This is a genomic window from Sulfurovum xiamenensis, assembly GCF_030347995.1.
Lineage (GTDB): Bacteria > Campylobacterota > Campylobacteria > Campylobacterales > Sulfurovaceae > Sulfurovum > Sulfurovum xiamenensis.
Window position 1 is genome coordinate 15,080 of sequence record NZ_JAQIBC010000002.1, and the last position, 23,620, is coordinate 38,699.

Genomic DNA, 23,620 nt, shown 5'->3' on the forward strand with positions numbered 1-23,620 from the left:
ACAGCTATATAGGAAAAGGATGGATATGTATCATTTTATTGTACGTTTCTTGAAGTTCATAGTGTTGATAAGTAGTGTTGGAAGTGTAATACACGCAAAAGATGCAGAAGCACTTGAAGCGTTTGTCAAAAGTGGTGCTGCATTGATAGAAGAGAAAGGTGATAAAGCATTTCATTTATTCAGACAAAAGGGAACAAAGTGGTTTCATGATGATCAATATATATATGTCTGGGATATGAATGGGTTACGGTATGTATATCCACCTGATGTAAAAGGTGAGGGTAAAAATGTACGTGATCTTAAAGATGTTGATGAAAAGCCAATTGGCGAACTGATGATCAAAGTAGCTTCATCCAAAAAAGGAAAAGGGTGGATTCATTACCGTTGGCCAAAACCCGGTGAATTGGATCCAAGTTGGAAAAGTACGTATGTTATGCGAGTGAAAAGTTCTTCTGGGAAAATATTTCTTATAGGAAGCGGTACCTATGATATGCCTGTTCAAAGATCCTTTATTATAGATGCAGTTGATTCAGCAGCGAGATTGATCGAACAGGATGGCTTTAAGGCATTTGATACATTGAGAAGCAAGAGAAGTCAGTATAGTTATCAGGATACCTATGTTTTTGTGATCGACGAAAATGGTGTAGAGTTAATGAATGCAGCTTTCCCAAAATTAGAAGGGCGTAATGTGATCAACTATAAGGATGCTAAGGGGAATTATTTTGTAAGGGAATTTATACATGTTGCCAAAACAAAAGGCAGTGGCTGGGTTGATTACCCATGGCCAAAACCAGGAGATGTAGAAAGATCACAAAAATCAGCATATGTCAAAAAAGTGATGATCGATGGGGAAATGATTATTGTATGTGCAGGATTGTATCTTGATTAAGATTGTAAGACTTTGAGTCTTATTTTGATGTATGATAGCAACCAAATACAAGGGGGGAGAAGTTTAAAATGAGGAGTTAACATGAAATTGGCTTTTCATGTTTTTGGTTGCTATGTAAGAAGAAGTTTATATGCATTACACTAACCGAATGTAAACATACATTTCTTACCTATGGTTCTTAGGCTCTGTAGTATCCTATCAATGTTATCATTTTGTTACCAATTGGTGAAAAACTTTTATATTTCTTTCGTATAATATATCTGATTTATTAAATATTATTGTTGTGCCAAACTTGTTGCGAAGCAAGGACGGAAAGCCTCCGGTCTCAAGTAGATAGCGGGGTTGCCATAATGAATACTTCATTACTTCCTTTTATCCTTTCGATAGGTTGTTCACTCATCATATTTAATTCAGGGCTGTTTTGTTATGTCAAATATGTAGTAAAGCTACTGCTGGAATGCTTTGGGATCTCTGAATATATCCAGGTTCCATAAGTGCTTTTCTTTATTTGAACAACATTGAACTCAATAACATATAAAATGATTGAAGGAAAAGGTATGAAAAAAATACATGTATTAACAAGCGGGTTAGTTTCAACTCTGGTAGGTCTATCTTTGATGGGATGCGGAGGGAGTACCTCTACAGAACAAACAGTTTTAGAACCGACAGTCAAAGTGATCGGTACTGTTCCTGGTACACTGATAGAAGTATTTTGTGAAGATGGAAGCTACTACTCTACAACATCTGTGCAAAACGGTACAGATCAACACCCTTTTGAGATAGAAGTTCCACTGAATACGGATTGTCGTATCGTGATGACAACGAATGAAAATGAACCAGATAATAAGGTCGTAACACCGATCGGGATTGTTACAGTCGATGGAAATAGCACACTGTTCAGAGCTCAAGGAGATGTTGATCTTGGGTATGTGGACCTAGCTATGGATCGTGAGTTTATTGTCGATATTGAGGGTGATGGTGTCTCGGATGAGGTATTGGAGATCGAAGTAGAAAATGGTTTACTTTCTGTTGAACTTGAGAATGACCCGATGGATCAAGACGGTGATGGTCTTCTAGATGTCTATGACAATGATGATGGTGATGAATTCTGTAATCATGATGATGACGATGATGATAATGATGGTATCTCAGATGATGAAGATACGGATGATGATGGTGATGGTATTGCAGATAATGATACAGATGGTGATGGTATCTCAAACGATCATGATGTAGATGATGACAATGATGGATTGGATGACGACGAAGACGATGATGACGACAATGATGGTATCAATGACGATGAGGATGACGATGATGATAATGACGGCATCTCTGATGAAGAAGATGACGATTAATTTCTGAATGATAGATATACAATGATAAAAGTAGTAGAATTAAAAAAGAAATGTTTTTTAAACGCTGCTTTTATCATGAAAACTTCCATATTGTCTGTCTGTACAGCAAACTATGATTGTTATTTATTAGGTTCTAAAGGAATTCCATCATGGAAAGTGAGTTCTCCTGAAAGATAAGGCTTTCCTTCTGGAACTTTTTTGCTTGAGGTACTTTGCGTTTCAACATAGTGTTTACAGTTGAACATATAGGTTAAGTATGATGAAGGATACCCTCCACCAGATTTTAACCATGTGATATTTTTCCATCCATGGTTTTTTTCATTGGAGACGATGACGGGAATTCTTGTTGTTGCGAATTGATCGATCAATCTATATCCATTCTCTTCTTCAGTAAAAAGCAGCAGGTTACAACCACCAGTTCCACAGAAAATGGAACCCATGAGGTAGACAAACACTTCACTGTTCCCATCTTCATTGAGATCGACATGTCCGTAAACATAACGGGCTTTCTTTACACCGTATATAGGGTTGATCAGTTTATCATTATAACCTGGATAGAGTGATCGGATCGCCGTTTCAAGCTTTGGATAGGCTTTCATTTCCATTGACTCATTAGTATCTTTTTTCCAGACAAATATCCCACCGTCTGCCATTAAACTCAAGTAGAGTTTTTCATCCTTAAACAGATAAGAACGGATATACGGTACCTGCATGGATATAAATCCATCCATGCTCGGAGGAGGACAGAAGGCTCTGGTTGTAGCAAGTTTACCAAATTGAAATTGGCCACTGATAGGGGATTGCCCTTCTTTGATCGACCATGTTCCTTTGGCTATATTACAGTTTAGTTTCATGGTAACGGTACCATCTTCATGGAGATTCATAGTGTATTTTGAAGGGTCATCTGTTCTCTTTATTCCCTGAGCATCATCCATTGATTGAAATTCAATAAGATGCCATTTGGTACCAGCCAATATATTAGTATGTGAGGGCTCTAACGTTACATTGCTTGGAGTATCACTTGCTAAGAGTGGATGTAATGTTGTGAAAGCAAGCAAAAATAGTTTAAAAATAAATCTGAAATCAGTCATATTGTTAGTCCTTTCTACTTCTATCAGAAAACTAGCAAAAGAGTAAACCGTATAAAATACTTTTGTATACCATCTTGATAATACTCTTTTTACACCAAACTTTAACCTATATCCTTATTTGTTGAGACTTGCCTTCTTCTCTAGAAGAATGTTATCTTTATGAAACCATATCTTGGTACAATTACTTATAATTCAAAGATAAAAATTCTTATACTGATTAAATATAAATCAATATATTTGTCAATTTTTTTAAAATCTCGGATATAATAGTTTCATTGCTAAAAGGATTGATCATGCTTACAATGAAAAAGAACGGGAACAGGGTTTGGGTGACATTTACATTTTCACCGACATATAGTGTTGAGGATGTAGCTGTTTCAGGTGAATGGAATGAATGGAAAGAGGAGCCGATGAAGCAGAAAAAAAATGGTGATTACTATATCACCAAAATACTCAGGGCAGGAGATAGTTTTCAGTTTGGGTATAAGGTCAATCAAAATGACTGGCTCACTGAGGAGGCATGTCCTAGTGTGCCTACGGTCTATGCCAGTCAAAACTCTTTACTCACATTATGAGTTCGTCTTTTTTAATGAATATGGTTCTACTTTAGATAAAAATCCATAGGAGGATAAATGAAAGCTGTTGTCATGGCAGGTGGTTTTGGAACGAGGATCCAGCCACTTACAAACTCACGTCCGAAACCGATGCTCCCGATCATGAATAAACCGATGATGGAACATACAATGATAACCCTGAAAGAGTTGGGGATCACAGAGTTTATCGTGCTGCTTTATTTCAAGCCTGAGATCATTCAAGCGCATTTTGGGGACGGAAGTGATTTTGGTATCAAGATCACCTATGTAGTTCCAGATGAAGATTATGGTACGGCAGGTGCAGTGAAGCTGGCACAGGAATACATAGGAGATGATAACTTTATTATCATCAGTGGGGACCTTGTAACGGATTTTGATTTCCAGAAGATCTTTGACTATCATGCAGAGAAAAAGTCCAAATTGACCATTACCTTGACATCGGTCGATAATCCTTTGGAGTTTGGTGTCGTGATAGCCAATGAAGAGGGGAAAATAGAAAAGTTCCTTGAAAAACCAAGTTGGGGTGAAGTCTTCAGTGACACGATCAATACGGGTATCTATATCATAGAGCCGGAGATCCTGGCGTATATCCCTAAAAATGAAAACTATGATTTTAGTAAAGACCTTTTTCCTAAATTGATGCGTAAAGGCATTGATCTGATGGCTGGATATTCTGAAGGGTACTGGCGTGATGTGGGAAACCCCGAAAGCTATCGGGACGTCTATGATGATATTTTAACCGGCAGGGTCAAGTTCAACATTGATGGGGAGATAACACAATTTCCTGATGGTGTGCTTTACAGCGATGAGACGTACAGTTTTGATCAAAGTATTGAATTTATCGGTACGGTGGTACTGGGAAAGAATGTTACGCTGGAGAAGGGTGTAAAGCTCAATAATGTCGTGATCGGAGACAATGTCACCATCGGCAAAGAGAGTAAGATCAGAAACACTGTGATCTGGAATGATGTGGAGATTCATGCTAAAGTCAAGCTGGATGGTTGTGTGATCTGTAATGATAATGTGATCGGTAATAATGTTACAGCCAATGCCGGGATGATCCTGGCAGAGGGATGCGAGATCGGTCAGTTAAGCAAGATTGAACAAGATGTCACCATCTGGCCTGATAAAAAAATTGAAGATGCTTCTATCGTTAACCACAGTTTGATACTTGGAAATAAATACAAAAATTCTATTTTTGTCAATGGGACGGTGTTTGGAAAGTCCAATGTTGAACTCTCTTGTGAAATGGCGACAAAACTTGCTGAAGCTTTTGGTGGACAACTGCCTGTGGGATCATGTGTCGTTGTTTCTAGAGATTATCATAAAAGCTCACGTATGCTCAAACGTGCTTTTCTGGGAGGACTTCTTTCTGCAGGTATAAACGTGATCGACTACCGTGATATTCCTTCTGCTGTATTACGTTGTAATTTATCTTCACATGATCAGTTCATTGCGGGTGTCCATTTCCGTCAAAAAACTGATGATCCAACCAGTACGGTAATGACCTTTTTTGACTGTGAAGCACTACGTATCAATAATGAAATGTCTAAAAAAATAGAAAAAGCCTTTTTCAAAGAAACTTTCCGACGTGTAGACTATTCGCTGATCGGCGAGATTCGTGAGTCCAGTCATGAAAAAGAATATAGAGTCTATAAAGAGGGAATGATGCAATTAGTGAACCCACATATATTTAAATGTTTAGATTGTCGTGTTGCAGTGGATATGATGCATGGAATGGCTTCAGATGTTTTCCCGGATATTATAAATGATCTTGGCGTAGAGAATATTATGTTTAATGCACATAGGGATGAACATCGTCTTGCCAATATCAATGCTTTGATCAAACAATCAAAACAAGATATGCATGATGTTATTAATGCACTGAAACTGAATGCAGGATTTATTCTTTACCCTTATGGTCAGCGTTTGGATATCGTAAGTGATAAAGGTGTTGTGCTTGGTAAACAAGACGCATTAAATGTGGTTCTTTTACTTTTAAATATGGAAGCGAAAGAAACAGGAACTATAAAACGCGTTTTCTTACCAACATGGGCAGTAGATATCGTCCATTTTGAAAATCTTAAAATAGAACGGGGTCAATACGCAAACTTCAAAGCAGAAAAGATGAGAGAGTATGATCTTGTGGCTACGGGTGAAGGTAATTTTGCTTTTACCGAATTTGCGACGCATCGGGATTCAATGTTTGCAACTTTGCGAATACTTGAAATGATATTGCATCATGGAGTAAAACTTTCTGATATGATCGATTCATTGCCGAGTTTTTATTATAAAATAACGAAGATTGAATGTCGACAGGCACTGAAAGGAAAGATGATGCGTATGTTCCTTGCAGATACCAAAGGAAAGGAGTCATCCACACTCGATGGTGTCAAGATATGGTTAGATAAAAATGACTGGATTCTTATGATCCCCGATCAGTATAGAGATCACCTTAACTTGTATATCCAGTCTGAAAATGAGGAAAAAGGGGAAGCGATCTTGGCTGAGTACTCTGCTAAAATTGAACAATGGTCTAAGGAGTGACAATGAAACCATCACTGAATCTCTGTTTTTTCTGGCATATGCACCAACCCGATTACAGGGACAGTGATGGAGTGATGAGTATGCCGTGGGTATTTCTCCATGCGATAAAAGACTATTATGAGATGCCATGGCTGTTAAGTCAATATAAAGGCCTTAAGGCGACGTTCAATATTACCCCACCATTGATTGAACAGTTGAATCTTTACAGAGATCCTCTGAAAAATGATTATTTTCTCTCATTGTGGGGGAAAGAACCCTCAATACTAGCGCATGACGAAAGAGAATGGCTTATTAAAACGTGTAAATCAACACAGTATGAGACGATGATCAGACCTATAGCGTATTTGAGTCAGCTTTATCATAAGGAAGAGCTCAGCGATGCAGAGCTTATTGACTTTGAGATGCTTTTTATGCTTGCTTGGTGCGGTAATTATCTGCGTCAGGAAAACCAACTGGTAAAAACACTGTTTCAAAAAGGCAAAGGTTTTACACAATCAGACAAAGCACACCTGCTTCAGGAACTGTGCGACTTTGTGGCGACCATTCTTCCTTTTTATGCACAGTTGCAAGAAGAGGGAGTCATCTCACTTTCGACTACACCTTATAACCATCCTATATTGCCACTGCTGCTTGATATGGAAAATGCAAAGCGTGCCAATTCTCATACCACTCTGCCTGACAACCCGATGTCACTCAGAGAAGATGCCATTGAGCAGGTCGAACGCTCCATCGCACTCTATAAAGAGACCTTTGGTGCTACGCCTACAGGGTTTTGGCCCGCAGAAGGTGCAGTCGATGAAGAGAGTATAGCCATATACAAGGAGCGGGGGATCGCCTGGATAGCCACGGATGAAGCGATCCTCTTTCGATCACTTGGGGACGATACACGTGAGAATCTCTATAAACCCTACGTCTATAATGATGTGACCATAGGATTTCGTGACCATGGACTCAGTGACATGATAGGATTTAACTACCGTTTTAAATCCGGACATGACGCAAGTGAGCATTTTGTGCATGCTATAGAACCTCTCCGGCATGCACAGAAAAATGCTACGGTGTTTGTTATTTTAGATGGTGAAAATGCCTGGGAGTTTTTTGAAAACAATGCCTATGACTTTTTTATGGCACTCTATGGACGCTTTTTGCAAACGTCATGGTGCAGAACGGTCACTATGGATGAAGTCTCACGTTTATTAGATCCTGGGAAACTGGAGAAACTTGCACCAGGGAGCTGGATACATGGCAATTTTGATACCTGGTCTGGACACAGTGAAAAGAATCGTGCATGGGAACTGATTTATCAAACACGGCGTGATGTGGATAACCATGAGGGAGAGATCTCCGATGAAGTGAAAGAAAAGGTCAAATTTCACTTCCTGGCTTCGGAGTGCAGTGACTGGTTTTGGTGGTATGGTGATGATCATGTTACAGAGTTCGGATTGGAATTTGATAAGCTCTTCAGGGAGCATCTCATCATGATTTACCGCCTGATGCATATGCAGCCGCCTTCTGATCTTTTCATGCCGATCATATCACAGAAGAGTTCGGTTTCATTCTTGGTCAAACCGCACGCCCACATTTCACCCTCCATTGATGGAAAACAGAGTACTTTTTTTGAATGGATCGGCTGTGGAAGTGTGGATGAGAGCAAGCTCTACTCAACCATGGACCGGGTACGCGGACCTATAGATATGATCTATTACGGCCATGATGATGAAAAGATCTTTCTGGCCCTGGAAGGGGATATTGGATCTTTGAAAATGTCGCACATGAAACTCGAGGTCATCGTCGAAGAGACTGGAGAGCATATTCATTTCAATTTTCCTTTGGATAGTCCTTATGAAAAGGAAGGGATACGTTTTGCTGTAGATGAGCGTATAGAACTCTCCATTTCAAAAGTACACTTTAAAGACTACACAACGGTGCATTTGCGTTTTGAAATACTCAAAGGGAGCGAGATCATACAGACGATGCCTGGTTATGGTGCACTCTTTATCGATCTGGATGAAACCTATGTCCATAACTGGTTCGTATAATGCATATCTTTATGAAGAAGATATCACATAAAGAAGGGAAAAAAGATGGGAAATAAAACAAAACTACTTTTTGGCATTCACATGCATCAGCCTGTCGACAATTTCGAGTGGGTCATCAAACATGGTGTAGCAGTCTGTTATGGTCCATTTTTTGAAGTAATGAGTAAATATCCGGAGTTCCGTTTTGCTGTCCACTGCAGCGGATGGCTTATGGAACAGATAGAAGTATTTCATCCTAAACTCTATAAGCAGATCAAGAGATTGGCAGAGAGTGGAACTATCGAGTTCTTTTCTGCAGGGTATTATGAACCGATCCTGAGTGTGATACCTTCAGAAGACCGTGTGACACAGATCAAAATGCTCAATGACTCCATTGCATCTGATTTTAAACAATCACCAAAGGGGCTTTGGCTCACAGAACGTGTTTGGGAATCTTCTCTTATCCCTGATCTAAAGCGTGCAGGTATAAAATATACCGTCATGGATGATTACCATTTTCAGTGTGCCGGTTTTGATGAAAATATCCTGGATGGATACTATATGAGTGAAGAGGGAGGCCATGAGATCGGTCTTTTTCCTATCAGCAAGAAGCTGCGTTATGCGATCCCTTTTTTAAATGTGGATGCTGCCATCAAAGCGATAAAATCCTACAAAAGGAAGGAGAACGCTGCAGCGATCATCTTTGATGATGCAGAGAAGTTCGGTATGTGGCCTGGCACCTATGAATGGGTCTATGAAAAAGGGTGGCTTGAAAAATTTGTGCAGGCTGTGTTAGCCGATGATGAGATCGAGACGATGCATTATGGTACCTATTATGAAGAGGAGTGTACACGAGGTATTGCTTATCTGCCTAATGTCTCCTATTATGAGATGGGGGAGTGGAGCCTTCGTGCAGATGATACACTGAAACTCGAAGCATTTAAAGAGGAGATGGGACATGACCGTTACGAGAAAGAGGGTGTGAAGTTCCTTAAAGGCGGTATCTGGAAAAATTTCTTTGTGAAGTATGAGGAGAGCAACCGTATCCATAAACGTATGATGGAGCTTGCAAAAGTACGCCAGGAGGTCAAAAAGTCAGACTTCGATACAGCGCTCTATAAAGCACAGACCAATGATGCCTTATGGCATGGGGTATTTGGAGGTCTCTATCTGCCAAACCTCAGAGACAATGCCTATCATTATATTATCGAGGCAGAGAATATACGGTATAAGAAAAAAAGTGTGTTGGTGACCGATCAAAATGAATTGGACGGCTATGACAAGGTGAAAGCTGTGACACCAAAACATATCTTCCGATTTGATAGTGCACATGGGGGACAAATGGTAGAATTTGACAGCAGAGAATCGTGTTTTAACTGGCAGAATACTTTAACACGTCGTAAAGAGGCCTATCATCAGCGTTTGTTCGAAGAGACACCTAAAGAAGAGGTACCTATGGCAGAAGAGGGGATCGATACAATCCACCATGCCGCAGTTGAGATCGATGATGCTTTGCGTAATGAGATCATTTATGACTGGTATCTCAAAAACTCTTTTATCGATCATATTTCGGATGAGAATTTCTGTACGGATAATTTCAAATATTGTAATTTTCATGAGTTCGGAGATTTCTCCAATCAGCCTTTTGATCTTTTCGTGGATAAAAAGAGCATGGTCTTTACCAGGAATGGAGGTTTGTATTTTCCGCATAAACTACCTACAAAGATGAAGAAGACCTATATCCCACATAAACACGGATTTGATTTTGAGATAACTCTCTCTACACAGGCAGAAGGTAGATTCAAGTATGTACTTGAACACAATTTTCACTTTTGTGACTATGAGTCTATCACCATTAATGGGGATCCTCTGCTGGATCAGGGAACTGTGTTGTCGACTGATACACTTGAGATCTATGATGCAGAACTCAATCAAAATATTGTTATCACGCTTGATCAAAGCTGTGATATCCATTATTTCCAACTTAAAACACTTTCTCAAAGTGAACAGGGATTTGACCTCAGTGTACAGGGGATCAGTTTTGCTATGGTAGTGCCGTTCAGTAAGGATATGTCCCTCAAGGGTACACTGGAGGTAAAAGATGTCTGACATTAGACATGACCGTGTACATGGCACGCATGTGATCATTGCACCCGAGCGGCTGCATCGACCCAACTGTTACGGCACAGAAGAGAAGGAAGAGATCCTTAAAGAGGAACATTGTCCATTTTGTGAAGGAAATGAATCCATGACGCCTCATGAGATCTTTGCTATAAGAGAAAATAGTTCTCTTCCAAATCAAAAAGGGTGGAAAACGCGTGTGGTACCAAACCTTTATAAAGCGGTTCAGATCGAAGCTCCGTATGAACATCATTATGGTTTTTTTGAGCATTGGGAAGGCTTTGGAGCACATGAACTGATCATCGATACACCTGAACACCATACCTCCATCATACAATGGAGTGAGCGTGCAGTGGTAGAGTGGTTAAAAACACTTCGAGCAAGGGTTTCTGATCTGCGGAAGGATGAACGTATTGCCTATATTTCACTTTTTAAAAATGAGGGGAGTGAGGCAGGTGCTTCACAGCAACACTGTCATACACAGATCATAGGACTTCCCATTGTACCAAAGCTACTCAAAGAGAGATATCAGCGCAGCTTTACTTACTATAACCATAATGTATGTGCGTTGTTGGAATCAGAGATCGAGCATGAGGAAGCATCCAGTGAACGCATTGTAGCGACGCATGGTGCCTTCACAGCCTACTGTCCATATGCCAGTGCCTATCCTTTTGAAGTGATCATCAGTTCTAAACAGGCACTAGGACAGATCGATACCCTTCAAGATACATCTATAGTAGAAGTTGCATCATTGCTACATATAATACTAAAAAATATGAAAAAACAGTTGGGTTGTTTTACATTTAATCTAACCATCAGTACACCACCATTACAGGCGAAAGACTTTGAATATGATATACTCACACATATAGATGAGATGTGCCGTTTTTCGATCCGGATCATGCCGCGTCTTTACCATATGGCCGGATTTGAAGTGAGTACAGGCATCATGATCAACCCTGTGGCACCTGAACATGCGGCGAAGCTTTTACGGGAGAGTGCTAATGAGTGATACACGGGTGCTATTTGCTGCAAGTGAGGTGTATCCTTTTGCAAAAAGCGGCGGACTTGCGGATGTAGCATACAGTTTGCCAAGAGCATTGAATGAAACCTATGATGTTGATGTCATCATGCCTCTTTATCAGTTCATAGATCGTGAAGTGTTTTGTATAGAGGCAGTAGGTGAAACATTTGATATCATGATGGGAGAAAGAGCCTATCCCATAACACTTTATATTTGTAAATATAAAAATATGACCTACCGTTTTGTCTATACACCAATGCTGTGTGACAGAGCGTTCCTCTATGGACCTTCTCAAGGCGGTTATGCCGATAATGATATTCGGTTTGCACTCTTTAACTATGCGATACTGGAAATATTGAAACGTGAACCGTATGTATTCGTACACCTTAATGACTGGCAAACTGCCTTGCTGCCGCTTTTATTAGAAAATGAGCCAGAGATTAAGACTAAAAGTCTCTTTACCATTCATAACCTTGCCTACCAGGGAATCTTTGAAAAAAAAGCACTAGCCAGACTAGGTATTGATGAGAAATATTTTCATATGGATTGCCTGGAATTTTACGGACAGGTGAATTTTATGAAAGCAGGGATAGCCTATGCCGACAGGGTCACAACGGTCAGCCCTACCTATGCCAAAGAAATATTAACCCCGGAGTTCGGGTGTGGTCTTGAGGGATTCTTGCAATACCACAGCGCTAAACTGATAGGCATAGTCAATGGTATAGATACTGAACAGTTCTCGCCCTCCAGTGATAAGATACTTGTGTCCCCCTATAAGGACCTAAGAGGAAAAGAAGCCAACAAAAGTGCGTTTCTGAAAGAGATAAAGATGAAAGAGCCTCAACGACCTCTCATGATATTTATAGGACGATTTACTTGGCAGAAAGGATTAGAGATCCTTATTGATGCTTTACCTGAGATGGCTTTGATGGAATGTAATATTGTCGTACTGGGTGATGGAGAAGCAAAATACCATGACGCACTCGAAGTGTTAGCGAAAAAACATGACAATATCTATCTGGAGTCAGGCTACAATGAAGCACTCTCCCACCGTATGTATGCAGCTTCAGATTTCTTTTTGATGCCGTCACTATTCGAACCCTGCGGATTGGCACAGATGATCGCAATGCATTATGGATCGATGCCTATCGTGCGCAGTGTAGGAGGATTGGCAGATACCGTACATGATCATGCAGTCTTTGATCGCAAAAGTCAAAAAGGGTATGGGATCGTCTTTGAAAAAGCTGACCATCATGCATTGCTATCTGCTGTTACAAATGCTTTAGAGCTTTATGGCACAAAAACACAATATAACCTGATAGTAAAACATAATATGCTGTGTGATTTTTCCTGGAGAGAGAGTGGGGAAATGTATATTAAAGAATATAAGAAATTGAAAGAAGAGGGTTATCGTGGATAAATTCAATATCTTACTAGCAGCTTCTGAAGTGGTGCCTTTTGCTAAGAGCGGCGGTCTGGCAGATGTCTCCGGAGCACTTCCAAAAGCACTTCGTGCTTTTGGACATGATGTCCGTGTGGTAATGCCCCGCTACTATATTGTAGACAAGGAAAAGTATGGTTTGAAAGCACTTGAAGGTTCCTTAGGGGTTCCAATGGGAAGTATGGCTGAAGCATGGGCAACTGTATATGAGGGTGTCTTGCCGGGAAGTGATGTACCTATTTACTTCATAGAGCATGAAGGGTTTTTCGGAAGAAAAGGGTTGTATGATGAAGATGGCAGAGGCTATGATGACAATGACAATCGCTTCATTTTCTTCTCCAAGGCAGTCATGCAGTTAGCCAAAAAGCTGCATCTCAAACCAGATGTTATCCATGTCAATGACTGGCATACGGCAGCCATACCTGTCTTGCTCAACACTACGTATGCTTTTGATCCTGATTTTCAATACACAGGCTCGCTTTTGACCATCCATAATATGCAGCACCAGGGTAAATTTTATAAAGGTGGGATGGATGTGTTGGGTGTAGGATGGGAGCACTTTAATGCAGATGAACTTGAAGAGTTTGACGGCATCAATCTGCTCAAAGGCGGTATCGTACATGCAGATGCCATCAATGCGGTGAGTCAGAAATATGCGCAGGAGATACGTACACCTGAGTTTGGATGGGGATTGGACAGGCTTATTGATGCAAAGGCGTATAAACTCTACGGTATCCTGAACGGGATAGATTATGAAGAGTGGAGCCCGGCAGTAGATAGCTTCATCCCTGCAACCTTTGATCTTGATGATCTATCGGGGAAAGCACTCTGTAAATCAGCATTGCAAAAAGAGTTCGATCTTCCACAGAGAGACGAAGTACCGCTCATAGGTCTGGTTGGCCGTCTAGTGGAACAAAAAGGCATCACCTTGCTCAGTGCTGCTATGGATGAATTAATGAAACTGGACATTCAGATCGTACTCTTGGGTACCGGAGAGAAGTGGGCAGAGAACTTTTTCTCGGAATGTACCGCCAAATATCCTGAAAAGTTCGCCTGTTATATCGGATACCGCAATGATATCGCCCATAAAATAGAAGCAGGCAGTGATATGTTCCTTATGCCTTCACTTTTTGAACCTTGTGGACTTAATCAGATCTACAGTTTGCGTTATGGGACCCTGCCTATTGTACATGCGACCGGAGGGCTGGATGATACCATAGAGAATTATGACAGTGTGCATGAAAGCGGCACAGGATTTAAGTTTTACAATGCAACACCCGAGGCACTGATAGGGACTGTACAATGGGCAGTCAATACCTGGTATCAGGATAGATCGGGATTTGAAAAACTCCAGCATAATGCCATGCTAAAGCGTTTTAACTGGGAAGAAGCGGCACAGGGTTATGAAGACCTCTATCGTCATATCATGCAGGGTCGCCTTAAAAACAAGGAGCACAAATGACACATGCTATGCATTACAATGTCTCAAGATTGAGTGATCTTGATATCTATCTCTTCAAAGAGGGGAACCATACGAAACTCTATGAAAAATTCGGTGCGCATAAAATGCATCACGAAGGTGTGGATGGCATACACTTTGCTGTGTGGGCACCCAATGCACAGAGTGTAAGTGTACGTGGTGACTTTAATGACTATGCCACAGAGTCACATCCTCTTAAACTGCGGGAAGATGACTCTGGCATATGGGAGGGGTTTATTGAAGGTGTGGAAGAGGGCTTGACCTATAAGTACCACATCGTCTCGAAGTTTCATCATATTGTTCATGACAAGAGCGATCCTTTTGCTTTTTTCTCTGAGAAACCTTCCAAATCGGCTTCCTGTATATGGAGTGTGGATGGGTATGACTGGCAGGATGATACGTGGATGAAGACACGCCATAAAGTCAATGCATATGATGCACCGGTCGCTGTGTATGAAATGCATCTTGGTTCATGGAAGCGGAAAGTAGAAGAGGGGAATCGCTATCTCAGCTACAGGGAACTGGCTGTAGAACTTCTGGCGTATCTCAAACAGATGCACTATACCCATGTGGAGTTCATGCCTTTGACAGAGTATCCCTATTTTGGTTCATGGGGGTATCAGGTGACAGGTTATTTTTCCGCTACGGCACGTTTTGGTGAGCCTCATGACCTGATGTATCTTATCGATGTGCTGCATCAGAACGGATTTGGTGTCATTATGGACTGGGTACCTTCGCATTTTGCTGTAGATATGCACGGACTTGTCAATTTTGACGGTACGGCACTCTATGAACATGAAGACCCGCAAAAGGGTTTTCACCCTGAATGGGGAAGTTATATCTTTAACTATGGACGTAACGAGGTAAAGTCATTTCTCATCTCATCAGCGATGTTCTGGCTGGACAAATACCACATTGACGGTATACGCGTGGATGCGGTGGCTTCCATGCTCTATCTGAACTATGCGAGAAAAGAGGGGGAGTGGACACCCAATGTCAACGGGGGAAATGAAAACCTTGAAGCGGTTGCCTTTTTACGTAAACTTAATGAGAGTCTTTATGGTGAATTCTCTGATATTATGATGATCGCTGAAGAGTCCACGGCATGGCCAATGGTCACACGGCCTACGAGTATCGGCGGTCTTGGGTTCGGGTTTAAATGGAATATGGGTTGGATGCATGATACGCTGAAGTACATGAGTTTTGATCCCATACATCGTCAGCATCATCACCATCAGCTCACTTTCAGCCTATGGTATGCGTTTGATGAGCATTTTATGTTGCCTTTGAGTCACGATGAAGTGGTACATATGAAAGGTTCCCTGATCAACAAGATGCCTGGTAACACCAATCAAAAATTCGCCAACCTGCGTGCCATGTATGCCTATATGATGGCACATCCGGGTAAAAAACTTCTTTTTATGGGAGGGGATATCGCCCAGTACAGTGAGTGGAATTTCGAAGAGAGCATCGATTGGCATCTTCTTGATGATCCCTATCATGCCAGACTGCAAAAGATGCTGAGTGATCTTAATCTGATCTATCGTAATGAGCGTGCGTTGTACCAGCACGATGAAAAGCATATTGGGTTTGAGTGGATAGACGATGGCGACTATCAGCATAACTGCATCAGTTTCATGCGTAAGAGTGATCTCCCTGATGAGACGGTGTATATCGTGTGCAATTTTGCAGATGAGACATGGGAAAACTATAAAATAGGTGTACCCTGTGAAGGTGAGTATGTTGAGATCTTTAATTCCCAGTCAAGTTGTTATGAGGGGTGGAATATCGGTAATACAGAAGCGATTACATCGATCAAAGAAACAATGCACGGACGTGAATATTCGATCACACTGACACTGCCGCCTTTGGGAGTGATCTATCTGAAAAAAGTATAAAGAAGATCTAGTGCCTCCTAGAGGCACTTAAAACAGTTTACTGACCATGGCCTGTGCTTCTTGCTGTATCAGTTTGAGATGCGCTTCATCGATGAAACTCTCGGCATAGATCTTGTAGATCGGTTCGGTTCCTGACGGACGCAGTGCGAACCATCCGTTCTTTGCTACGACTTTCAGACCGCCTATGGCAGCACCGTTACCCGGTGCATTGGTCAATATCGCTTCGATCGGCTCACCGGCAAGTACTTCTTCCTTTACATCATCCGGAGAGAGTTTTTTAAGGATACTTCGCTGCTGCTCATCTGCAGGTGCATCGATACGGGCGTAGATGGGAGCCCCGAACTTTTGGGTCAACTCTTGATAATGCACACCGGGGTCCTTCCCTGTCACGGCCAAGATCTCTGCGGCCAGAAGCGTCATGATGATACCATCCTTGTCGGTACTCCACACCGAACCGTCTTTACGTAAGAAGCTGGCACCCGCACTCTCTTCTCCACCGAAGAAGATAGAACCGTTGATCAGACCATCTACGAACCACTTAAATCCGACTGGTACTTCGATCACATCTTTTTGCAGGTCATTGGCGACACGGTCGATCATAGAGCTGCTTACGAGTGTTTTCCCTATACCCAGACCACTGTTCCACTCCAGGCGGTTTTGTGTCAGGTAGTTGATGGCGACACTGAGGTAGTGATTGGGGTTCATGAGACCGACACTTTTTGTGACAATACCGTGACGGTCAAAATCCGTATCGTTCCCAAAGGCAATGTCATACTTCTCTTTAAGCGCAACCAGTCCTGCCATAGCATAAGGGGAAGAACAATCCATACGTATCTTGCCATCCTTGTCGCAGTGCATAAAGGAGAATGTAGAGTCCAGCGTATCGTGAAACACTTCCATGTTGAGTCCGTAACGCGCTTTGATCGCTGCATAGTATGCCACACCAGAACCACCCATGGCATCTGCCCCAATGAGAATACCTGAAGCAGCAATGGTATCCATATCTATCACATTTTCAAGATCCTCTACATAAGGGGTCACATAGTCGTAGTGGGTGAGATTTTGTGCTTTTAACGCCTCTTCAAGGGGGATTTTTTTGACATCTTTCAGGTCATTTTCCAGAATTTCATTGGCTCTTGTTTCGATCCAGTCTGTGACATCGGTATCTGCGGGTCCGCCATGGGGAGGATTGTACTTAAAACCTCCGTCTGACGGCGGGTTGTGTGAAGGAGTGATCACGATACCGTCACAGAGCGGTCCGCCTTTTGCATTGTGTGTCAAAATAGCATGGGATATGACAGGTGTGGGTGTATAGCCGAAATCTTTGGCGATATAGAGATCGACCTCATTGGCTGCCAAGACTTCAATGGCAGTGAGCTGTGCCGGATAAGAGAGTGCATGGGTATCCATACCCATAAAGAGTCTCCCCTCTATACCTTCTTTTTTACGGTAGTCACAGACGGCTTGTGTTACAGCAAGGATATGCATCTCGTTAAAGCTTTTACGCAGTGAAGAACCACGGTGCCCAGAGGTTCCGAAGCTGATACACTGGGCTCTGTCTTTTGTATCGGGAATCTTAGTATAGTAATCACTGATGAGTTCAGGAACATTTACAAGAATTGATTTCGGTGCCAGTTTTCCAGCATAGGCATGAAGACTCATTGTTTACCTTTAAAAAGAATTAATTATCTTATTTTAGCGTTTTTTAAATAGATTAAATATTAGGTATTGGATTAAAAATGAAACAATTTTGTAATCATTTTTATACTATATCTTAATTATAATGATGTAAGAATATAAAGGGGTCCTATGATCTGATAAAGTACTTGCATGGTATGATAATGAATGGGGGATACAGTTCTCGCCTTGTTGATAGGTGTGTGTTTGTGCGTAATAATTAATTTTAGGAAAAAATAGAATGAAAAATTTGGTGCATTATGAAATTAACAGCCAATATGCAACAAAAGTAGCTTATTTCTCAATGGAATTTGCGATAGATCAATCGCTTAAAATTTATTCTGGCGGATTGGGATTTTTGGCAGGATCTCATATGCGTAGTGCATACGACCTTGAGCAGCATATGGTTGGTGTGGGTATACTTTGGAGTTATGGGTATTATGACCAGGATCGGCATATAGATCGCACTTTAGATTTAAAATATACCCGTAAATACTATTCTTTTCTTGAAGATCCTGAAGTTAGAGTAACCGTAAACGTCAATGGTCAACCTGTCCAAGTGAAGGTACTGGTCATGCCTAGCAGAGTGTTTGGTTCTGCACCGCTTGTTTTACTCACAACAGATATTCCTGAAAATGATTTTCTTTCCCGTACTATCACACATAAACTTTATGATCCAAATGAAGAAACACGTATAGCACAGGAAATTGTTTTGGGTATCGGTGGTGTGAAAGCACTCGAATCACTCAATCAGAAAGTCGATGTTTACCATATGAATGAGGGGCATGCATTACCATTGGTATTTGAGTTGTTAAATACATATAAAACGTTTGAAGCAGTGCGTGAACATGTGGTATTTACGACACATACTCCCGAAAAGGCAGGAAATGAAGAACACAATGTCTATCTTTTAGCCCAAATGGGATTTTTTAACGGATATTCTCTAAAAGAGATCCAAGATAAACTTCATTATTATGATGAAAAATTTTGTTTAACAATTGGTGCATTGAAAACATCTAAACGTGCCAATGCTGTATCTAAAATACATGAAAAAGTAGCAAACAAAATGTGGAAAAATGTTGATGGACGATGTGAGATAATTGGGATTACCAATGCACAAAATCGTAGATTTTGGGTTGATAAACCATTATTAAGAGCGCTGGATGAGCATGAAGACTATGGAATTATTGCACGTAAAAAACACCTTAAAAAAATTCTTTTTGAAGAGGTAGCCAATCAAACAGGAAAAGTGTTTTCTACTGATACCCTAACCATAGTTTGGGCTCGTCGTTTTGTTGAATACAAACGTCCAGAATTACTCATTTATGATTTTGAACGTTTTCATAAGCTAATGCATAATACAACATATCCTGTACAGATTATATGGGCAGGAAAACCTTATCCTAATGATGCGGGTGCTATCAATATGTTTAATGAACTTATTGAGTTGAGCCATGGCTATAAAAATATGGCTGTGCTGACTGGTTATGAGTTAAACCTTTCTAAAATGCTTAAACAGGGAAGTGATATATGGCTTAATACACCACGTGTAACACGTGAAGCCAGTGGTACAAGTGGTATGTCCGCAAGTATGAATGCTTCGATTCATTTTTCTATCAATGACGGATGGCATCCAGAATTTGCCAAAGACGGGGTAAATGCATTTTCTATAGCCACAGCAGATGCTTCTTTGCCTACCCATGACCAAGATCATTATGATCATAAAGCGATGATGGATAAACTTGAAAACGTTATTTTACCCTTGTATTATAATGACATGAATGAATGGGTGAAAATTATGAAATATGCTATGAATGATGTAGTGCGAGAATTTAATTCAACTCGTATGGCACACCAATACTATAAGTGGATGTATGATGATGAGGGGCAGGTTTAGAAGTAGAGTGTGTAATCATTAAGTGACTACAATCATATTTTACTAATAAAAATATATGATAAAGGATCAAACTCCTATTATAGATTTGCCGCAGACAGTGCAAGAGATTCGTCTATTTGTAGCTAATTTACTTTGGTTGCATCAGACAGCAGTATCATTTTTTTAAGGCTCGTCACCTAGAGAATGAAGCGGTTATTTGGATGCTATAAAAAGATATCAAAGAAAATGACAATATAAGAAATCTCTCTATCTACTGATTAAAATTGAAACAATAATATTATACTTTTTTCCAAAATTGGATTATAATTAACTTAAGTAATATAAATGTACTATAGCTATATAATCTATATTCATGAATAGTATGCTGCAAAAGGTGAGATATATGAATCAAGATACACTTCAGGCTACACTTGATCGACATTTTCTAGTTGTTGACAAGATCATTCTCTCACGGCAAGATCCTATCACAGGGTTGCTACCTGCAAGTACAGCGGTCAATGCCCATGGGGATTATACCGATGCCTGGGTAAGAGACAATGTTTACAGCATTTTGAGTGTTTGGGGACTCGCACTTGCCTATAGAAAATGTGATCCTCACCATCATCGAACCTATCTTCTAAGCCAGAGTGTGGTCAAACTGATGAGAGGACTGCTCACTGCCATGATGAGACAGTCAGACAGGATCGAAGCATTTAAAAAAACACACAATCCCATAGATGCACTGCATGCGAAGTATGGTACAAAAACAGGCTTAGCCGTGGTCGGAGATGAGGAATGGGGGCATCTGCAGCTTGATGCAAGCTCTCTTTTTTTATTGATGGTCTCGCAAATGACCGCTTCTGGACTACATATTATCTATACAATGGATGAAGTTGATTTTGTACAAAATATGGTGCACTACATCAGCCATACCTACTGTACCCCTGATTATGGTATCTGGGAGCGCGGAAATAAGATCAATCATGGAAATACAGAGGTCAATGGCAGTTCCGTAGGCATGGCAAAAGCAGCACTTGAAGCCTTGGACGGTTTTAATCTTTTTGCCGATCTGCCAAACCACGAAGCGGTGATCCATGTGGTTCCCAGTGATATCGCACGTTCTCGTTTCACGTTACAGGGATTACTGCCTAGAGAATCCAACTCCAAAGAGACGGATGCGGCACTACTGAGTATTATCGGGTATCCTGCCTATGCGGTTGAAGATACAAAACTGGTCAAGCGTACACGTGATAAGATCATCAAAAAACTTGCAGGAAATTACGGGTGTAAACGTTTTTTGCTCGATGGCCATCAAAGCAGTATCGAAGATGCAACCCGTTTACACTATGAACCTTCAGAGTTACGAGAATTTGAACATATTGAATCAGAATGGCCTCTATTTTTCACCTATTTACTGCTGGATGCACTGATACGTGATGAGAAAGAAGAGATCGAGCAATGGAAGCAAAAACTGCAACCGCTTTTTGTGGAACAGGATGGGAAAAAGCTTTTGCCCGAACTCTATATTGTTCCCAAAGAGAGTATCACGGCAGAAAAAGAGGATCCTGGAAGTCAAAAACGTGTTGCCAATGAAAATATACCACTGGTATGGGCACAGAGCCTCTATATGCTCTGCGATATGATGCTTGACGGTCTTTTGACTCCGGAAGATATAGATCCGCTCAAACGTCACCAACGTATCGGACACAGTTTCAATACAAAACCTCTGGTCCCGGTGATCGCTGAAAATGCTTCGGTGAAAGAAAAATTGGTAGCGCTTGGTTTTGAAAGTGAAACGATCGAAGAGATCAAGCCTATACGGATCTTACATGCTGATCAACTCTCCATGCTTCATACGTTTTTGGGTCAAAATAAAAAACTTTCTTTAAGTGGTAGGGAATTGATGGTGGCTAGGACCATGACGACTGCAAGGGTTCACTTCTATGGAAGTGAAGAGATCGTTTTTCTTCCTTATTATTTTAATCCGCATGGATTTTATTTTTCAGCTGACAATCAATTATTAGTAGAACATTTTCGGGCATCATTAAAGTTCCTTGCTATGCAGTGGGATGCAAGAGGCAACCCTATCATACCGTTTTTTGTTCGTGAATCGATGTTTTCTGATGGTGAACGCGGTGCATTGGTTGAACTATTGGATGATATACAAAAAGAGCAGAGTGGTACGATTACTCTTCAGACAGGCCCATTGAAAGAATTATTGGGTCTAGCGTGTATAGAACGTATACAAGATATTCACGGTTTTACATTTCAAGCTGCAGAAATTGTGTCAAATAATAGATTGGGCATCTGTTTGAAGGAAACTGAAATCCATACATACTTGAGTCCAGAGGAAATACAGTCTCTTAGAGATCAGGATGACGCGGTACTCATAGAGATACTTTTGGGTGAAAAAAATCGTTTATATAAAACCTATGCACTTGAAGAAATGTGGCAACGTAAGGGTGCAGATTTCGTATTTTCCGTGAAACAGGAAAATGTAACATTGTCACTCTTTGCTCAAAATCTTTATGAATTAGCTACCGTGTGTCATGAGTGGAATCTGGTACGGCGTATCGCTGATCTTACCAAAAAATATGATGACCGTATCGAAGATGTATTGCTTGATATAGTGATACGGCAAAAGCGTCTTGCAGTAGGACGGTCATACAGTGGAAAAGCGACATTTTCAAAACCGCATGAAAGTAGTGATATCGTTAAAACGATCATGGAATATTGTGGTAATAATACAGCAGAGAGTGTCTTGACACAGGAGATCATTTTACATCTTGGATATATGATCAGAAATGAACCTGAACTTTTTGAAAATATGCTAACGATTCGTACCTGGTACTTTATTCAGTTGCTTGTAGGACAGATAAGCAGGGAGGAGAACCTGCATATGGCCGATGCTTATGAAACGTTGCTCAGTTTAGCTCCTCACGCAATTTATGACCGTTTGCATAGGGTATTAAAATCATTTAAAAGAGAGGTCTCACTGTTTCTTGTTCATGAAAATTTACATGCATCGGGTACACCTTCCTTTGAATCGATGAAAGAAGGTCCGGCCGTTAGGGAGCTTGGCAAAGTCACTGACTGGTCGCAATGGAGATATGAAAGGGGTATGGTAGGTCCGCTTTCCCCTGTTTTCTATAAGGATATATGGTATTTGTTACATCAATGCAGCGGCTTGGTCATTGGAGATAAATATAATGTACAAAACAGGATCGGTTCGGAACTGACATTGGAATCAACAGCAGGTGAACAAAGTTTTGCCTTGAAGATCGATGCACTTTTACAAAGTATCTATGCCCCTGATTACCGCCAGTTGAATATTGAACTGATCGAGAGCCTGGCAAGACTTTTTAGGGAAAACCCTGACCTCCATCTTGAAAATGATCTCATTATGGATGTACTCATAGGTCATGCGGTACGAATATCTTGGGAAAAGGATAATGCTTTGAAGCATTATAATGAACATCGTTCAGAAGCTTGGAAAGCATTTTATCAACGTTCACCTGTAGAAACAGATAAAGCATTCTTGGAAGCCTTTATGTTTCTGTTATCACCGCAGGATTCCTTGCATGATCTTACAGTATAGAAGTATAGG

The 23,620-nt window shown here is 40.8% G+C and carries 14 protein-coding genes and 1 riboswitch; of the genes, 12 read left to right on the forward strand and 2 right to left on the reverse strand.

Going from position 1 to position 23,620, the window contains the following annotated elements; genetic code table 11:
* Positions 1-25: 25 nt before the first annotated feature.
* Complete coding sequence (locus PF327_RS03270; RefSeq protein WP_289401320.1) at positions 26-889, forward strand: cache domain-containing protein; 864 nt, start codon at positions 26-28, stop codon at positions 887-889.
* A 275-nt stretch (positions 890-1,164) separates the two neighbouring features.
* Positions 1,165-1,239, forward strand: a riboswitch (cyclic di-GMP riboswitch).
* A 207-nt stretch (positions 1,240-1,446) separates the two neighbouring features.
* Entirely contained in the window at positions 1,447-2,247 is an 801-nt protein-coding gene (locus tag PF327_RS03275; protein WP_289401321.1) for a hypothetical protein, read from the forward strand.
* A 119-nt stretch (positions 2,248-2,366) separates the two neighbouring features.
* Here PF327_RS03275 and PF327_RS03280 read toward each other — a convergent pair whose 3' ends face one another.
* The gene (locus PF327_RS03280; protein ID WP_289401322.1) at positions 2,367-3,338 is read right to left on the reverse strand and encodes an META domain-containing protein; all 972 of its coding nucleotides are present in this window, start codon (positions 3,336-3,338) and stop codon (positions 2,367-2,369) included.
* A gap of 293 nt (positions 3,339-3,631) precedes the next feature.
* Here PF327_RS03280 and PF327_RS03285 point away from each other — a divergent pair, with 293 nt between their 5' ends.
* The 8 genes from PF327_RS03285 to glgB are packed head-to-tail and all read left to right on the forward strand — an operon-like array spanning position 3,632 to position 16,460.
* A complete protein-coding gene (locus PF327_RS03285; protein WP_008243141.1) occupies positions 3,632-3,913 on the forward strand; it encodes an early set domain-containing protein in 282 nt (93 codons plus the stop codon).
* Positions 3,914-3,970: 57 nt separating this feature from the next.
* A complete protein-coding gene (locus PF327_RS03290) occupies positions 3,971-6,478 on the forward strand; it encodes a sugar phosphate nucleotidyltransferase (RefSeq protein WP_289401323.1) in 2,508 nt (835 codons plus the stop codon).
* A gap of 2 nt (positions 6,479-6,480) precedes the next feature.
* A complete protein-coding gene (locus PF327_RS03295) occupies positions 6,481-8,517 on the forward strand; it encodes a glycoside hydrolase family 57 protein (RefSeq protein ID WP_289401324.1) in 2,037 nt (678 codons plus the stop codon).
* Between the two features lie 45 nt (positions 8,518-8,562).
* The gene (locus PF327_RS03300) at positions 8,563-10,605 is read left to right on the forward strand and encodes an alpha-amylase/4-alpha-glucanotransferase domain-containing protein (RefSeq protein ID WP_289401325.1); all 2,043 of its coding nucleotides are present in this window, start codon (positions 8,563-8,565) and stop codon (positions 10,603-10,605) included.
* Positions 10,598-11,629, forward strand: a complete 1,032-nt coding sequence (locus tag PF327_RS03305) for a galactose-1-phosphate uridylyltransferase (protein ID WP_289401326.1) — start codon at positions 10,598-10,600, stop codon at positions 11,627-11,629. Before PF327_RS03300 ends, PF327_RS03305 begins: the two co-directional genes overlap by 8 nt.
* Complete coding sequence (locus tag PF327_RS03310; RefSeq protein ID WP_289401327.1) at positions 11,622-13,061, forward strand: glycogen synthase; 1,440 nt, start codon at positions 11,622-11,624, stop codon at positions 13,059-13,061. The genes PF327_RS03305 and PF327_RS03310 overlap by 8 nt, the downstream gene beginning before the upstream one ends.
* On the forward strand, positions 13,054-14,544 hold the full coding sequence (gene glgA / locus PF327_RS03315; protein ID WP_289401328.1) for a glycogen synthase GlgA: 1,491 nt from the start codon (positions 13,054-13,056) through the stop codon (positions 14,542-14,544). The genes PF327_RS03310 and glgA overlap by 8 nt, the downstream gene beginning before the upstream one ends.
* Positions 14,541-16,460: a 1,4-alpha-glucan branching protein GlgB gene (gene glgB, locus PF327_RS03320; protein ID WP_289401329.1), complete on the forward strand. Its 1,920-nt coding sequence runs from the start codon at positions 14,541-14,543 to the stop codon at positions 16,458-16,460. The genes glgA and glgB overlap by 4 nt, the downstream gene beginning before the upstream one ends.
* A 27-nt stretch (positions 16,461-16,487) precedes the next feature.
* Here glgB and pgm read toward each other — a convergent pair whose 3' ends face one another.
* Positions 16,488-18,122 (reverse strand): phosphoglucomutase (alpha-D-glucose-1,6-bisphosphate-dependent), encoded by a 1,635-nt coding sequence (gene pgm, locus PF327_RS03325; RefSeq protein WP_289401330.1) that lies wholly within the window; start codon positions 18,120-18,122, stop codon positions 16,488-16,490.
* A gap of 256 nt (positions 18,123-18,378) precedes the next feature.
* Here pgm and glgP point away from each other — a divergent pair, with 256 nt between their 5' ends.
* Positions 18,379-20,034, forward strand: a complete 1,656-nt coding sequence (gene glgP, locus PF327_RS03330) for an alpha-glucan family phosphorylase (protein WP_289401331.1) — start codon at positions 18,379-18,381, stop codon at positions 20,032-20,034.
* Positions 20,035-20,416: 382 nt separating this feature from the next.
* Positions 20,417-23,611, forward strand: coding sequence for a glycoside hydrolase family 15 protein (locus PF327_RS03335; protein WP_289401332.1), 3,195 nt, complete (start codon positions 20,417-20,419; stop codon positions 23,609-23,611).
* Positions 23,612-23,620 lie beyond the last annotated feature (9 nt).

Bases quoted from the DNA above. Each gene is read 5' to 3' on its own strand.
- PF327_RS03270 (WP_289401320.1), top strand. From the start codon at position 26: ATGTATCATTTTATTGTACGTTTCTTGAAGTTCATAGTGTTGATAAGT.
- PF327_RS03275 (WP_289401321.1), top strand. From the start codon at position 1,447: ATGAAAAAAATACATGTATTAACAAGCGGGTTAGTTTCAACTCTGGTA.
- glgB (WP_289401329.1), top strand. From the start codon at position 14,541: ATGACACATGCTATGCATTACAATGTCTCAAGATTGAGTGATCTTGAT.
- PF327_RS03300 (WP_289401325.1), top strand. From the start codon at position 8,563: ATGGGAAATAAAACAAAACTACTTTTTGGCATTCACATGCATCAGCCT.
- PF327_RS03295 (WP_289401324.1), top strand. From the start codon at position 6,481: ATGAAACCATCACTGAATCTCTGTTTTTTCTGGCATATGCACCAACCC.
- PF327_RS03280 (WP_289401322.1), bottom strand. From the start codon at position 3,338: ATGACTGATTTCAGATTTATTTTTAAACTATTTTTGCTTGCTTTCACA.
- PF327_RS03285 (WP_008243141.1), top strand. From the start codon at position 3,632: ATGCTTACAATGAAAAAGAACGGGAACAGGGTTTGGGTGACATTTACA.
- pgm (WP_289401330.1), bottom strand. From the start codon at position 18,122: ATGAGTCTTCATGCCTATGCTGGAAAACTGGCACCGAAATCAATTCTT.
- PF327_RS03335 (WP_289401332.1), top strand. From the start codon at position 20,417: ATGAATCAAGATACACTTCAGGCTACACTTGATCGACATTTTCTAGTT.
- PF327_RS03290 (WP_289401323.1), top strand. From the start codon at position 3,971: ATGAAAGCTGTTGTCATGGCAGGTGGTTTTGGAACGAGGATCCAGCCA.
- PF327_RS03310 (WP_289401327.1), top strand. From the start codon at position 11,622: ATGAGTGATACACGGGTGCTATTTGCTGCAAGTGAGGTGTATCCTTTT.
- PF327_RS03305 (WP_289401326.1), top strand. From the start codon at position 10,598: ATGTCTGACATTAGACATGACCGTGTACATGGCACGCATGTGATCATT.
- glgP (WP_289401331.1), top strand. From the start codon at position 18,379: ATGAAAAATTTGGTGCATTATGAAATTAACAGCCAATATGCAACAAAA.